Source organism: Streptomyces sp. NBC_00335 (assembly GCF_036127095.1).
GTDB lineage: Bacteria > Actinomycetota > Actinomycetes > Streptomycetales > Streptomycetaceae > Streptomyces.
In genome coordinates this window covers 2109017-2123444 of record NZ_CP108006.1, presented here as the reverse complement: position 1 = coordinate 2123444, position 14428 = coordinate 2109017, and the positions used below count along the sequence as shown (strand labels likewise).

12 protein-coding genes are annotated in these 14428 nt (G+C 73.8%); 7 read left to right on the top strand and 5 right to left on the bottom strand.

What is annotated here, in order from left to right:
* Positions 1 to 116: 116 nt before the first annotated feature.
* Positions 117 to 1478, bottom strand: coding sequence for an MFS transporter (locus tag OHA37_RS09455; RefSeq protein ID WP_266903894.1), 1362 nt, complete (start codon positions 1476 to 1478; stop codon positions 117 to 119).
* Between the two features lie 146 nt (positions 1479 to 1624).
* Between OHA37_RS09455 and OHA37_RS09450 the strand changes: the two genes are divergently transcribed.
* From OHA37_RS09450 to OHA37_RS09440, 3 genes are all read left to right on the top strand, one after another.
* Positions 1625 to 1984 carry an ArsR/SmtB family transcription factor gene (locus OHA37_RS09450; protein ID WP_266903893.1) on the top strand — a complete coding sequence of 120 codons (360 nt, stop codon included), beginning with the start codon at positions 1625 to 1627 and terminating at the stop codon, positions 1982 to 1984.
* Positions 1985 to 2083: 99 nt separating this feature from the next.
* Positions 2084 to 2590, top strand: coding sequence for an MgtC/SapB family protein (locus OHA37_RS09445; protein ID WP_266903892.1), 507 nt, complete (start codon positions 2084 to 2086; stop codon positions 2588 to 2590).
* A gap of 100 nt (positions 2591 to 2690) precedes the next feature.
* Entirely contained in the window at positions 2691 to 5192 is a 2502-nt protein-coding gene (locus OHA37_RS09440) for an MDR family MFS transporter (RefSeq protein ID WP_323182320.1), read from the top strand.
* Positions 5193 to 5231: 39 nt separating this feature from the next.
* On the opposite strand, the gene OHA37_RS09435 is transcribed toward OHA37_RS09440, so the two are convergent.
* Entirely contained in the window at positions 5232 to 6026 is a 795-nt protein-coding gene (locus tag OHA37_RS09435) for a VOC family protein (RefSeq protein WP_266903891.1), read from the bottom strand.
* A gap of 194 nt (positions 6027 to 6220) precedes the next feature.
* Between OHA37_RS09435 and OHA37_RS09430 the strand changes: the two genes are divergently transcribed.
* The gene (locus OHA37_RS09430; protein WP_266903890.1) at positions 6221 to 7081 is read left to right on the top strand and encodes a sulfurtransferase; all 861 of its coding nucleotides are present in this window, start codon (positions 6221 to 6223) and stop codon (positions 7079 to 7081) included.
* 54 nt (positions 7082 to 7135) lie between these two features.
* Here OHA37_RS09430 and sepH read toward each other — a convergent pair whose 3' ends face one another.
* Positions 7136 to 8152: a septation protein SepH gene (gene sepH, locus OHA37_RS09425; protein ID WP_266903889.1), complete on the bottom strand. Its 1017-nt coding sequence runs from the start codon at positions 8150 to 8152 to the stop codon at positions 7136 to 7138.
* Between the two features lie 537 nt (positions 8153 to 8689).
* Here sepH and OHA37_RS09420 point away from each other — a divergent pair.
* Positions 8690 to 9553: a hypothetical protein gene (locus OHA37_RS09420; protein WP_266903888.1), complete on the top strand. Its 864-nt coding sequence runs from the start codon at positions 8690 to 8692 to the stop codon at positions 9551 to 9553.
* A gap of 9 nt (positions 9554 to 9562) precedes the next feature.
* Here OHA37_RS09420 and OHA37_RS09415 read toward each other — a convergent pair whose 3' ends face one another.
* Both OHA37_RS09415 and OHA37_RS09410 read right to left on the bottom strand, forming a co-directional pair.
* Entirely contained in the window at positions 9563 to 10897 is a 1335-nt protein-coding gene (locus OHA37_RS09415) for a D-arabinono-1,4-lactone oxidase (protein WP_266903887.1), read from the bottom strand.
* Complete coding sequence (locus OHA37_RS09410) at positions 10842 to 12104, bottom strand: MFS transporter (protein ID WP_266903886.1); 1263 nt, start codon at positions 12102 to 12104, stop codon at positions 10842 to 10844. Before OHA37_RS09410 ends, OHA37_RS09415 begins: the two co-directional genes overlap by 56 nt.
* 169 nt (positions 12105 to 12273) lie before the next feature.
* Between OHA37_RS09410 and OHA37_RS09405 the strand changes: the two genes are divergently transcribed.
* Both OHA37_RS09405 and OHA37_RS09400 read left to right on the top strand, forming a co-directional pair.
* On the top strand, positions 12274 to 13449 hold the full coding sequence (locus OHA37_RS09405) for a ferrochelatase (RefSeq protein WP_266903885.1): 1176 nt from the start codon (positions 12274 to 12276) through the stop codon (positions 13447 to 13449).
* 65 nt (positions 13450 to 13514) lie between these two features.
* Positions 13515 to 14318: an inositol monophosphatase family protein gene (locus OHA37_RS09400; RefSeq protein ID WP_443046135.1), complete on the top strand. Its 804-nt coding sequence runs from the start codon at positions 13515 to 13517 to the stop codon at positions 14316 to 14318.
* The last annotated feature ends 110 nt before the right edge of the window (positions 14319 to 14428 follow it).

Sequence of the window (14428 nt, the reverse complement as noted above, 5' to 3'; positions counted from 1 at the left end):
TGATCGCTTGTGACTAACGGGTGATCGAATTCAGTCCGTCGGCCGTACGTCCGCTGTGCGTCGTCGGATCGTCCGCTCGGGTCGCCTCGGGTCGCCTCGGGTGGCCTCGGGGCGGCTCAGCCGTGGGCGGCGTGCAGCTCGTCCGTGAAGTGGTGGTGGCTGTGCCGCCACCCCGCCCCGGCCCGGCGTGCTCCGTGGAGGTGCGGATGCCCGGGAGTCAGCCCGCGGTGCTCGTGCTCGTGTACGTGGCCCAGGACCTCCTCCGTGGCCGCCCCGGCCGGCCACAGCCGGGCGGCGAGGGCCGCGGCCGCGAGCGCGATCGCGCCGAGGGCCGCCGTCGCCCATCCGAGCCCGGCCTTCGCGCCGACCCAGCCCGCGAGCGGATAGGTCAGCAGCCAGGCGGCGTGCGACAGGGAGAACTGGGCGGCGAACACCGCGGTGCGGTCCCCCTCCGGCGTGGCCCGCCGGAGCACCCGGCCGGCGGGCGTGAGCACCATCGAGCAGGCCGCCCCGAACGCCGCCCACGTGACCAGCAGCGCGGGCCAGCGCCAACCGCCGCTGTCCGCCGAGGTGATGAAGCCGAGGGCGCCGAACGCCACGGGGAGCAGCAGGGCTCCGGTCAGCATCACCCGCCGGTCCGGGCGGTTCTCCAGGATCCGCGGCAGTGCCAGGGCCACGGCCATGGAGCCGGCCCCGTACGCCCCGAGCGCGAGGGCGACCGACTCGGCGGACAGCTCCAGGAAGTCCCGTACGTACACGACGGAGTTGACCGTGACCACGGCCCCGGCGGCCGCGACCGCGAGGTTCATCGCCAGCAGGGACCGCAGCTGCGGGGCGCGCAGGAGCAGTCGCGTCCCCGCGGTGGCCTTGGCGTACGCGCCCGGCCCGGACGCGACGACGGCCCGCGCCCGCCGGGGCAGGACGGCGGACACCACGAGCGCGGACGAGGCGAGGAAGCCGGCCGCCGTGCCGAGGAACAGCTGGTCGTAGCCGACCACCGACAGCAGCGCGGCCGCGAGCGCGGGGCTGAAGAGGCTCTCCAGGTCATAGGCGAGCCGGGACAGGGACAGGGCCCGCGTGTAGGCGCGCTCCTCCGGCAGGACGTCGGGGATCAGGGCCTGGAAGGTCGGGGTGAAGGCGGCCGAGGCGGTCTGCAGCAGGAAGATCAGGACGTAGACCTGCCACACCTGGCTCACGAACGGCAGGAAGAGCGCGACCCCCGCCCGGATCAGGTCGGAGCCGACCAGCAGGGCCCGGCGCGGCAGCCGGTCGGCCACCGCGGCGATCGCCGGGGCGACGGCGACGTACGCCACCATCTTGATCGCGAGCGCCGTCCCGAGCACCGAACCGGCGTCGGCGCCCGCGAGGTCGTACGCGAGCAGGCCGAGGGCCACGGTGGCCAGGCCGGTGCCGGTCAGGGCGATGACCTGGGCGCCGAACAGGCGGCGGTAGGTGCGGTCGCGCAGCACGCTCTGCATGCGGTTCCCTCCGGGCCGGGGGATGGACAGGGACGATGAGGACGACGTCTCCAATATATCCACACATGCGCACCTGCGCACATGTCCGATGGATTACGGCTCCGTCCTCACCCTGCGCCTCCCCGGAGCGACCTACCCTGTGGGGTATGCCAGCTCGCGAACCTCAGCCACCTGCACCCGATGCGCACCTACGGGATCCCGACAGGGCGCGTCTCGCCGAGGCGACCGAGGTCTTCGCGATGCTCTCGGACATCACCCGGCTGCACCTCCTGTGGCTGCTCGCCCAGGGGGAGTCGGACGTCGGCTCGCTCGCCGACCGCTGCGAGGCGTCGAGGACCGCGGTGAGCCAGCACCTGGCGAAACTGCGGCTGGCGGGCCTCGTCGACACCCGCCGCGAGGGCCGGCGCATCCACTACAGCCTGCGCGACGGGCATCTGCGCCGGCTCGTCCTGGAAGCCCTCAGCCACGCCGACCACCGGGTCAGCGGAACGGCCCCGCACAACTGACCGCCGCGGCGGCGCGCCCGGCGCCCCGGGCGGCCCGCGCGCTCTACTGGCACGGACAGCCGTGCCAGTTTCACGCGGAGGACACCCGAAGGGCGGCCGATGGACTACCGGCAGGCGGACACCTCCACCCTCGTCACGATCGGCCACCTCGCGGTGGCCTTCGTCCTCACCTACCTCCTCGGCTTCGAGCGCACCCTGAGGGGGGCCGCCGCGGGCAACCGGACCTTCTCCATGATCGGCGTCGGCGCCGCCCTCGTGGCCGTCCTCGCCCTGGACGGCGCACCCAACGCCCTCGCGGGAGTCATCACCGGCGTCGGGTTCATCGGGGGCGGCCTGGTCTTCCGCCAGAGCCGCACCGAGGGCGACCTCGTCCACGGGGTGACCACCGCCGGAGCGATCTTCGCCGCGGCCGCGATCGGTGCGGCCGCCGGCCAGGGCCGCCTCGCGCCGGCCGCCGCGGCGACGGCCTTCGTGATCCTGGCGCTGGAGACCCGCCACATCCCCGGCCTCAGCGTCTTCGACGGCCGCCGGTGGGCCCACCGCTTCCGCAGCGACGCCGACGTCCTGCGACTGCACGGAGAACGCAGCCCCAGCGCCGAGGACTGACGGGCGACCGCGCCCCCTCGCGGCCGGCCCGGCCACGGACGATTTCGCTGATTCCGCCAATGCCCCGCCGTACGTTGGATAGTTGCACTATCCTCGGCGCGTGGATCAGCTGATCGTCGAAGACCCCACCCGCATCGGCCCGTACCGTCTGATCGCCCGGCTGGGCGCCGGCGGCATGGGCCTGGTCTACCTGGGCCGCTCCGAGGGCGGGCGCACCGTCGCCGTCAAGGTGGTGCAGGCCGAGTACGCCGGGAACCCGGAGTTCCGCAGGCGCTTCGCCCGGGAGGTGGCCGCCGCGCGGCGGGTGGGCGGGAGCTGGACCGCGGCCGTCCTCGACGCCGATCCCGAGGCCGCAGTGCCCTGGGTGGCGACCCAGTACATCCCGGGGCCCGATCTGCACGCCGTGGTCGCCAAGGACTTCGGGCCGCTGCCCGAGCACTCCGTGCGCACCCTCGCCAACCGGCTCGCCCTCGCCCTGCAGGCCGTGCACGAGGCGGGTCTGATCCACCGTGACCTCAAGCCCTCCAACGTCCTGGTCACCGTCGACGGCCCGCGCGTCATCGACTTCGGCATCGCCCGGGCGATGGACAGCCTCGCCGGGGACAGCCTGCTCACCCACACCGGCATGCTGATCGGCTCGGCCGGGTTCATGTCGCCGGAGCAGGTCCGCGGCCTCGAACTCACCCCCGCCAGCGACGTCTTCTGCCTCGGGGCCGTCCTCGTCTACGCCGCCACCGGCCGCCTCCTCTTCGGCGCCGCGGACACCGGCCTGAACGCCCACCTCTTCCGCGTCGCCGAGGAGGAGGCGGACCTGACCGGCGTACCGGAGGCCCTGGCCGACCTCGTACGCGACTGCCTGCACAAGGACCCGGCCCAGCGGCCCACCCCCCGGGAGGTGGCCGAGCGCACGGCCGCCGACCAGGCGGGGGAATGGCTGCCGGGCCAGGTCCTCGCCCAACTCGGCCGCCACGCCGCCCAGTTGCTGGACTACGCCCCCGCATTGCCCGCCGAGCCGCCCGTCGCGCAGGCCGACCCCCGAGTCCCGTCCGCACGCCCCGAGCCCTGGCTCCCCGTGCCCCCGCCGCCCGAATACGCTCCCACGGCCCCCGCGGACTTCGGCCCCGCACGGGGCTTCGGGCCGGCTCCGGTCCCCACCGGCGACGGCTGGGCCGTGACGCCGTCCACGGCCGCCGGGGAGTCCGTGTCCCCGCACGCCAAGCGCTGGCGGGGGCTGGCGGTGGCCGTCCTCGCGCAGCTGATGGTGGTGTTCCAGGCGACGGTCTTCAGCGTGGCCTTGCCGGAGCTCCACGCGGACCTTCGCATCGGCGGCCCGGGGCCGTTCTTCATCGCCTACGCGGTCGCCTTCGGCGCGGTGCTCCTGCTCGGCGGGCACCTCGTGGACCTCGTGGGGCGGCGGCGGACGCTGCTCATCGGCCTGGTCGGATTCGTGGCCGCCTGCGCGCTCGGTGGCGGGGGCCTCGGATCCGATGGGGTGCTCGTCGCGGCCCGTGTCTTGCAGGGAGTCTTCGGCGCACTGGTGACACCGGCCGGACTGGCCCTGGTGGCCGCGGGCTTCAGCGACCCCAGGGAACGCGGCAAGGCCTTCGGGATCTACGCCGCGCTCGTGGGCGGCGGCTCCGCGTTCGTGCTGTTCGCGAGCGGATGGCTCGTCCAGGTCCTGGCCTGGGACGTGGCGGTGTACGCCGCCGTCCCCATCGGGGTGATCGCCCTGATCTGCGCACTCGGCCTGCCGCACGACCGCCCGGGCCCCGGCGGCGCCCGCCCCGACGTGCCCGGCGTACTGCTCGGCTCCGCCGCGGTCGCCGCCCTCGTCTACGGCCTCGGCGCGAGCGAGTCGCACGGCTGGGGCACCCCCATGGTGCTGCTCCCCGTCGGGGGCGGCGCCGTCCTGCTCGTGGCCTTCCTGCGGTGGCAGACCAGGTCCCGGTACCCGCTCCTGCCGCCGTACGTCCTGGGGGACCGCAACCGCGCCGGCAGCCTCGCCGCCCTGCTCCTGGCCGGGGCCGGCCTCCTCATCCTGTTCCTGTCCGTGAGCTTCTACCTGCAGTACGTACTCGGCCACGCCCCGAGCACGGTCGGGCTGCAGTTGCTGCCCATGTTCGCGGCCGTGGTCATCGGATCCACCCAGATCTCCGGCCGACTGCTCCACCGCGCCGCGCCCGGCGTCCTGATCGCGGCCGGGCTGGTGCTCGCGGCCGCCGGACTGCTGCTCCTGACCGGCCTGGAGGCACATGGCGTGTACGAGGCCCAGGTGCTGCCCGGCACGATCCTCGCCGGCCTCGGCACCGGCCTGGCCTTCGCCCCGCTCCTCGCCACCGCGACCGCCGGCATGGCCCCGCAGCACATCGGGGCCGCCTCGGCGGCCGCCATGACGGCCCTCCAGCTGGGCGAGGCGATCGGCGCCGCGGTGCTCGCCGCCGTCTTCGCCGGCCGCCCGCGGATCGCGTCGCAGAACGCGATGGACGAGTACCTGGTGGGCGGTTATGCCGCCACCCTCTGGTGGGCCTTCGGCGGAGTGCTGCTCGCGGGCCTGACCGCCGGCCTGACGGTCAACGCCAGGCCCTCACGGCCGACCCCTTGAGCCGCCCCGCAGGCGCTCAGCCCCGGCCCCGGACCGCGGTCAGCCCCGGCCGCGTACGAGCGTGAACACCGCGCCCTCCGGGTCCGTGACCACGGCCAGCCGGCCGCTCAGGCCCTCGCGCGGCGGCTGGACGATCCGGCCGCCGAGCCGCTGGACCCGGGCGGCGGCCGCGTCGGTGTCCTCCACCTCGAAGTACGTCATCCAGTGCGGCCCCCGGTCGTGGGGCAGGGAGCGGCCGACCCCGTGCACGGCGGCCACCGGCCGGCCCTGCAGGGACAAGGTGAGGTAGTCGAATTCGTCGGCGGCATCGTTCGCGCCGGCGTGCGCACGGGCCTCGTGGCCGAAGACGTGCTCGTAGAACTTCCCGACCGTCGAGGTGTCCTGCGTGACCAGCTCGTGCCACACCGGGGTGCCGGGCCCCCCGGCCAGCCGGGTGCCGAGGTGGGACGCCGCCTGCCAGAGCCCGAAGATCGCGCCCAGCGGGTCCGAGCAGATCGCCACCCGGCCCGCGATTCCGGCGTCCAGCGGGCCCACCGCGACCGTGCCGCCGCAGGAGCGGATGGATTCGGCCGTGGCATCGGCGTCGTCCGTCGCCAGGTAGGTGGTCCAGGCCACCGGGAGCTGCCGGTCCGGCGGCATCTCGCCGATGCCGGCCACCTCCCGCCCGCCGAGCATGGCCCGGACGTACGGGCCGAGTTGCTCGGGGCCGGGCTCGTACTCCCAGCCGAACAGGTCGGCGTAGAACTCCTCGGTGGTACCGAGGCCGTGCACCATCAGGCTCGCCCAGCACGGCGTGCCGGGCGTGCGCCGCGTTGCTTCCGATGCCTCGGTCATGTCAGCCGTCTCCTCCGTCGTCACGCTCGTGACCCTTCCCGGAGCTGATGCTTCCACTCCAGGGGGCCCGGCGCGCCCCGACCGGCCGGGTTTTCCGGGAGCCGGGAGAGATGTCCGGATCAGTGCGGCCCGTCCCGGCACGTTGACGCACAGCTTGTTACGCGGGGTGGGTGGCGGGGAGCAAAATGGCCCGCATGACTGCGAACCCGCCCCGCTCCCCGCTCGTCTCCGCCGCCGACCTGAAAGAGGAGCTGGCCGGCCCGCTGCCGCCGGTGCTCCTGGACGTCCGCTGGCAGCTCGGCGGCCCGAACCTGAGGCCCGAGTACGAGGCCGGACACCTCCCGAACGCCGTCTACGTCGACCTCGACGCGGAACTCGCAGGCCCGGCGGGCTCCGGCGGCCGGCACCCGCTGCCGGATCCCGAGGAGTTCGGGGCGGTGATGCGGCGGGCCGGGGTCTCGCTGGACGCGCCGGTGGTCGTGTACGACGGCGGCCAGGGCTGGGCGGCGGCGCGCGCGTGGTGGCTGTTGCGCTGGACGGGTCACCCGCGCGTGCGGGTCCTGGACGGGGGACTGGCCGCGTGGAAGGCCGGTGACGGTCCGCTGTCGGCCGAGGTCACTCCTGTGAGCGAGGGTGATTTCAAGCCAAATCCCGGTGCCATCGGACTCCTGGACGCCGACGGGGCGGCGGCGCTGGCCCGGACGGGTGTGCTGCTGGACGCACGGGCGGGCGAGCGGTACCGGGGCGAGGTCGAACCGATCGACCCGGTCGGGGGCCACATCCCCGGGGCGGTCTCGGCGCCGACCACGGAGAACGCGGGACCCGACGGCCTGCTCCTGGGCCGCGAAGCCCTGCGGGCCCGCTTCGAGGGCCTGGGCGTGCACGCCGACACCGGCACCCCGGTCGGGGTCTACTGCGGCTCGGGCGTCTCGGGGGCCCACGAGGTCCTGGCGCTCGCGGCGGCGGGCATCCCGGCGGCGCTGTACGCGGGCAGCTGGTCGGAGTGGTCCGCGGACCCGTCGCGCGAGGTGGCGGTCGGCGAACTGCCGGGCTAGGCGGTGCTCGGCCCCGGGCACCGGCGGCCTGCGCCGCCGGTGCCCGGGCCCGTACTACTCCTGCTTCTTGCGGCGGGTGCCGAAGACGATCTCGTCCCAGCTCGGCACCGCCGCGCGGCGGCCCGGACGGACCCCGTCGGCCTCCGCCTGCCGGTCGGTCGTGCCCGTCAGCCGGTCCCGGTGTCCCGCCACGGTGCGCGGCATCAGGACGTCCGCGTATGCGGAACCCGCACCGGCCGAGGCCGAAGCGGCGGGCGGCTCCTCCACCTCAGGTTCCGTCACCGGCTCCGGAACCACCATGTCGCCGCGGAAGCTCGGGACCGCCTCCAGCAGGGCCGTCAGCGTGTCGCGCTCCTCCTCGGCCTCCGGCTCCGGCGGGGGAGCGGGCGCTGTGGGTCGTTCCATCTGGCGGTCGAGCGCCCGGTCCAGCGGCCGGTCGCGAGGCAGCCGCGCGATCCTCGGCACGAACGGGAAGCTCGGCTCCGGGGTCGCCGGCAGGTCGTCCGACTCGCCGATCAGCGAGCGGGCCTCGTCGTCCACGGCCACGACCAGCCGGCGCGGCGGGTCGTACGTCCAGCTCGCCGAGTGCGGTTCGCCCGCGACCCGGTAGACCAGCAGGACCTCCCAGGTGCCGTCGTCGCGGCGCCAGGAGTCCCACTGGACGGATTCCTTCTCGGCACCGCGCAGCGTGAGGCGTTCCTGCACGGCCTCGCCGAGCTGGGGTCCGGTGTTCTCGCCGGGCCGGCGCACGGGGGTCTTGCGGGCCCGCTCCGCCATGAACGCGCGCTCCGCGAGCACGGGGCCCTCGAAGCGGCGTACCCGGTCGACGGGGATGCCGGCCATCTGGGCGACCTCCTCCGCGGAGGCACCGGCTCGTATGCGGGCCTGGATGTCGCGGGGGCGGAGGTGGCTCTCCACCTCGATCTCGATCTGGTTCAGGCGCGCACGGTCGTTGCGCACGGCAGCCCGGAGACGCTCGTCGATCGGAAGCGTGTACTCCGTGCTGTCCGCAGCCTTGAGCACCAGTCGTGTGCCGTCATTTGAGACGGCCACGACACGCAGTTCGGGCATGGGGACCTCCCGGGTGGTGCCTGCCGACGTCACGTGCGTCGCTGCTTCCGCTAGTCGAGTGTGGCCTGCCCGGGTGCAGCCTGCCACTACCTTGCCGAGTTAAACCGGCGTGTCGGGCATGCGCCCTTGATCGCTGTTATGGCACGGTTACCTGTTGGGTACGCACAGTGACCGAACGATTACTGTGCGCAGCAGGATCCCGTGCAAAACCGCGGCATCGCCGGTCTCGAGTGCCGTTTTCCATCAGCCGGCCCCCTCTCCCGAGTCCGGACATCCGAAAGGAAGGACGGCCCCAGGGCTCGCCACAGTACTCCATTCGGGCCACCTGGGTGGACCGCCGCGCCGCCGAACTTGTCTCGGACGGCGGGAGTTGGGCTGCCCTGAATCGGGTCCACATCCGGCCGGACCTGGACGTGCGCCCGTTTTCGGGTGTCTTGCTTCACAGAATCTCCGGAAACGGAACTATCCGTTTCGCTGACGTGTCAGTAACGGGAGAAGGCGTTGGAGCGCGAGGGGCAGGACACGCAGGGGATGGCGATGGGTCAGAAGACGGTGCTGGGCGTCGAACCGGAGCAGGAGAAGGAGAAGAAGAAACTCGATCTGAGCGTGGCTCAGGTCGCGGGTTCCTCCCTCGCCACGGTCGCGGCGGCCGTGCTCGCCTCGGGGATGGGCCTCTACGGGACCATCATCGGCGCCGGCATCGTGAGCGTGGTGGCCACCGCGGGCGGACCCGTCATCCAGCACTTCTTCCGCCGCACCGGCGACCAGTTGCGCGAGACGGCCCGGCCGAAGGCCCGTCAGGTCCCGGTGGACGGGCCCGGGTCCGCTCCCGCGGGGCGGGCGCCGGACGGGACGATGATGCTGGGCACCGTCCCGGCCGGCGGGCCGCCGACCGACGAGGAGTTCTCCGAGGGCACGGTCCACGGGACCAGGATGCGGGGCTGGAAGCGTACGGCGGTGGCCTCCGGCGCGGCCTTCGCCATCGCGCTCGGCGGTCTGGGGACCTACGAGGCGGTGGCCGGCACCGCGGTCAGCGCCGGCGGCGGCACGATCTTCACCGGCGGTGTCGGTAAGGCCCGCGACTACAAGCCGGACACGTCCAAGGAGCAGCAGGGCACGGGCACCGGCACCGGCACGGGGGAGAAGGGCGGGAAGACCCCGGACACCGGGAGCTCCCCGACCCCTTCGCACTCGAACGGCGGCCAGAGCCCGAAGCCGAAGCCGGACCCGGACACCTCGCCGTCCGCGGACCCGTCGTCCAGCCCCAGCCCGACCCCGCCGAAGCCCGATCCCTCGCCGAGCACCACGCCCTCGAAGTCCCCGACGCCGAGCAGCGGCCGGGCGACGCCGGGCGGCGCCGGTACGAGCGGCACCGGCGCCGCCTCCGCGCCGACTCCCTGAGCCCGGGGCTCAGTCCCCGAGAACCCGCCGCAGGTAGTCGTTGCCGAAGACCCGGTTCGGGTCCAGCCGGTCCCGGAGCGCGGTGAACTCCCCGAAGCGCGGGTACACCCCGGCGAAGTACTCCGCGTCCCGCGTGTGGACCTTGCCCCAGTGCGGACGCCCGCCGTACTCGGTGAAGATCCGCTCGGCGGCCGTGAAGTACGCCTGGTACGGGGTGCCCTTGTACATGTGCACCGCGATGTACGCGCTCTCGCGGTCCGAGGCGGTCGATAGGGTGATGTCGTCCGCCGGAGCCGTCCGCACCTCCACCGGGAAGCTGATCCGCAGGCCGGAGCGGTCCACCATGGCCTTCAGCTCCCGCAGCGCCTCGACGACGCGCTCGCGCGGAAGGGCGTACTCCATCTCCACGAACCGCACCCGGCGCGGGCTGGTGAACACCTTGTACGGGATGTCCGTGTAGGTGCGCGCCGACAGGGCGCGGCTCGCGATCCGGGCGATGGAGGGGATGGCCGCCGGGACGGCGCGGCCGAAGGAGTTGACGGCCTGGAAGAGGCCGTTGGACAGCAGCTCGTCCTCGACCCAGGCGGAGACCGCTCCGGGCGGGGCGGCCGGGCCCTGGCTGCGGTTGTTGCGCTTGGTGTTGCAGTTGCCGGTGTGCGGGAACCAGTAGAACTCGAAGTGCTCGTTCTCCGCGTGGTGCTGGTCGAACTCCGCCGTGACCCGGTCGAAGGTCATCGGCTCCTCACGGGCGGTCAGGAAGAAGAGCGGCTCCACGGCGAAGGTGAGCGAGGTGACCACGCCGAGCGCGCCCATGCCGAGGCGCGCCGCCGCGAAGACCTCGGGGTTCTCCTTCTCGGAGCACGTCAGCAGAGCTCCGTCCGCCGTGACCAGCTCCAGGCCGCGTATCTGGGCGGCGATGGAGGCCGAGTCGCGGCCGGTTCCGTGGGTGCCGGTGCTGGTGGCGCCCGAGACCGTCTGCTCCATGATGTCGCCCATGTTGGTGAGCGACAGGCCCTCCTTGGCGAGGGCCAGGTTGAGGTCCTTGAGGACCGTGCCCGCCGCCACGGTGACGGTGCCGGCGCTCCGGTCGATCGCCTGGATCCCGGCCAGCGCCTGCGGGCGGATCAGTACGCCGTCGGTCGCGGCGGCCGCGGTGAAGGAGTGGCCGGTGCCGACCGCCTTCACCTTCAGCCCGTCCCCGGCGGCCCGGCGGACCGCCTCCTGAAGCTCCCCGACCGATGCCGGGGTGACCACGCGCGCGGGCGTGGCGCTGACGTTGCCCGCCCAGTTATGCCACGCGGCGGTCCGTGTCCCGCTGCTGCCTGCTGTCCCCGTCGTCGCCATCGTTGGAAGGCTCCTCCCCTTGCGCCGACCTCGTCAGCCGGCGGTAACCCGCGAACGCAACCGCCGCCGCGGCGGTCCCCGCCGAGATGGAGACGACGTACCCGGTCTTCGCGCCGGCGGCGTCGATGACCCAGCCGGCCACGGAGGAGCCGAGCGCGACCCCGACCGCGAGGCCGGTGCTGATCCAGGTCATGCCCTCGGTCAGCTTCGCGCGTGGTACGTGCGCCTCGATCAGGGCCATCGTGGTGATCATCGTGGGAGCGATGGCGAGGCCCGAGACGAAGAGCGCCACGGCCAGAAACGGAAGGTTCCCGGCCAGTAGGAGGGGGATCATACTCACGGCCATCGCACAGATGCCCAGCACCCACCTGCGTTCCGGCTTGCCCTTGAGGTGCAGCAGGCCGAAGACGATGCCCGCGAGGCAGGAGCCGACCGCCCAGATGGCGAGGATGAAGCTGGCCCACGCCTTGTGTCCCTGCTCCTCGGCAAAGGCCAGGGTGACCACGTCGATGGAGCCGAAGATGGCGCCGGTGGCCACGAAGGTGGCCATCAGCACCTGGAGTCCGGGGGAGCGCAGCGCCGAGGTCCGGTCGGCGTCCCCGCCGCGCGGGTGCGGGGCGGGCTCGGTGGCGCGCTGCGCGGTCAGCCACCACACCCCCACCAGCAGGCAGACCCCGGCGACCAGCGGGCCCGCTTCCGGGAACCAGGTGGTGGAGAGCCCGATGGCCAGGATCGGCCCGAAGATGAAGCAGACCTCGTCCAGGACGGACTCCAGGGAGTACGCCGTGTGCAGTTCGCGCGGCGAATCCCGGTAGATGGCCGTCCACCGGGCGCGGATCATCGAGCCCACGCTGGGTACGCAGCCGGCGAGCGCCGCGAAGACGAACAGGGTCCAGTCGGGCGTGTTGTTGGCCGCGCACAGCAGCAGCCCGGAGATGGCCAGGAGCGCGAGCAGGGTCGCCGGCCGCAGGACGCGGCGCTGGCCGTACTGGTCGACCAGGCGGGAGACCTGCGGGCCGATCGCGGCGGCGGAGAGCGCGAGGGTGGCGGTGAGGGCGCCGGCCAGCGAGTAGCGGCCGGTGAGCTCGGAGATCATCGTCAGGATGCCGATGCCGACCATGGAGAGCGGCAGCCGGCCGATGAGGCCGGCCGCGCTGAAGCCCCGGCTCCCGGGAGCGGCGAAGATCGCGCGGTAGGGACTGGGCAAGGTGCCCTCCGTAAGGGACGTCATTGGCCCATACAGGTTACGGCCGCGTACGGGCCGCCCGCCTGATGAAGCCGGGGGGGGCCGGAAGGGGGTCCCGGCCCGCGGTGGAGCGGTCCCGCAGGGCGGGCCTGTTTTCCGCCGGGCGGCGGCGGGTGGCAGGATTCGAAGCATGTCTGACCAGCTCCGCGCCTCCGCTCCCGGCTCGGCCGAAAGCCCCGCCGCCCCCTACGACGCCCTCCTGCTGCTGTCCTTCGGCGGCCCCGAGGGGCCCGACGACGTCGTGCCGTTCCTGGAGAACGTCACGCGTGGCCGGGGCATCCCGCGCGAGCGGCTCAAGGAGGTCGGGCAGCACTACTTCGGCTTCGGCGGGGTCAGCCCGATCAACGGGCAGAACCGCGAGCTGCTGGACGCCCTGCGCAAGGACTTCGCCGGGCACGGGCTGGACCTGCCGGTCTACTGGGGCAACCGCAACTGGGCCCCGTACCTGAACGACGTGATGCGCGAGATGGCCGCCGACGGGCGCCGCCGCATCGCGGTGCTCGCCACCAGCGCGTACGCCTCGTACTCGGGCTGCCGGCAGTACCGCGAGAACCTCGCGGACGCGCTGGCCCTGCTCGTGGAGGAGGGCGTGGCCGAGGCGGACCTGCCGAAGGTCGACAAGCTGCGGCACTACTTCAACCACCCCGGCTTCGTGCAGCCCATGATCGACGGGGTGCTGGCCTCGCTGGCCGCGCTGCCCGGGGAGGTCCGCGCCGGGGCGCACCTGGCCTTCACCACGCATTCCATCCCGACCGCGGCCGCGGACGCCTCCGGCCCGGTGGAGGACCACTCCGCGGACGGCGAGGGCGGCGCGTACGTCAAGCAGCACCTGGACGTCGCGAAGCTGATCGCCGACGCGGTCCGCGCCGAGACCGGCACCGAGCTGCCCTGGGAGCTCGTCTACCAGTCGCGCAGCGGCGCCCCGCACATCCCGTGGCTGGAGCCGGACATCTGCGACCACCTGGAGGCCCTGCACACGGCGGGCGCCCCGGCGGTGGTCATGGTGCCCATCGGCTTCGTCTCGGACCACATGGAGGTGCTGTACGACCTCGACACGGAGGCGACGGCGAAGGCCGCCGAGCTGGGGCTGCCCATCGCCCGCTCGGCCACGGTCGGCGCCGACCCCCGGTTCGCGGAGGCGGTACGGGACCTCGTGCTGGAGCGGGCCGCGGCGGAACGCGGCGAGGCCGTGGAGCGTTGCGCGCTCGGGCTGCTCGGCGCGAGCCACGACCTGTGCGCGGTGGGCTGCTGCCCGGCGCGCGGGCCCCGGCCGGCGGCCGCGGGCGTGGACAGCCCCTACGCGTAGCCGCCGGTGTGCGCAGCGAAGGGCGCGCAGTGACGTCCGCAGAACTCGATGAACGGGAGCCCGGCGTGATCTCCGAAGAGCTGAAGACCGAACTGCTGGACGTGGCCCTGGAGGCGGCCGGCCGGGCGGGCGCGCTGCTGAGGGACGGGCGGCCCGCCGATCTGGCGGTCGCCTCGACCAAGACGAGCCCGATCGACGTGGTGACCGAGATGGACATCGCGGCCGAGAAGCTGATCACCGGGATCCTCGGGGAACGGCGGCCCGAGGACGGGCTGCTGGGCGAGGAGGGTTCCGAATCGGCCGGCACCAGTGGCGTGCGGTGGGTCATCGACCCGCTCGACGGCACGGTGAACTACCTCTACGGGCTGCCGACCTGGGGCGTGTCCATCGCGGCCGAGTACCGCGGCGAGACGGTGGCCGGGGTCGTGGCGGCGCCGATGCGCGGGGAGACGTACCACGCGGTGCTGGGAGGCGGGGCCTGGCTGGGCGACGTCCGCCTCGCCTGCCGGCCGGCCGCTCCGCTGGACCAGGCGCTGATCGGCACCGGATTCGCGTACGTCCAGAGCCGGCGGGCGCACCAGGCCGATGTCGCGCAGCGGATCATCCCGCTGGTCCGGGACATCCGGCGCGGCGGTTCGGCGGCGATCGACCTGTGCGACGTGGCCGCCGGACGGCTAGACGGGTACTGGGAGCGCGGGCTGAACCCGTGGGACCTGGCGGCCGGAGAGCTGATCGCGCGGGAGGCCGGCGCGGTCACGGGCGGCCGGCCCGGGGAGCCCGCCTCGGGCGAGCTCGCGCTGGCCGCGACCCCCGCGGTGTTCGCCTCGCTGCGGCCGCTGCTGGAGGAAGCAGGGGCCTGGCACGACTGAGCGGTGGAACCCGCCCCGGGGCGGGTTCCGGGACGCCGCGGGGCATGAAGGAACCCCGGCGGCCGGGTGGCGGCCTCCGGGGTCCGGGGTGTGTGGGTACGGCGGCTGGG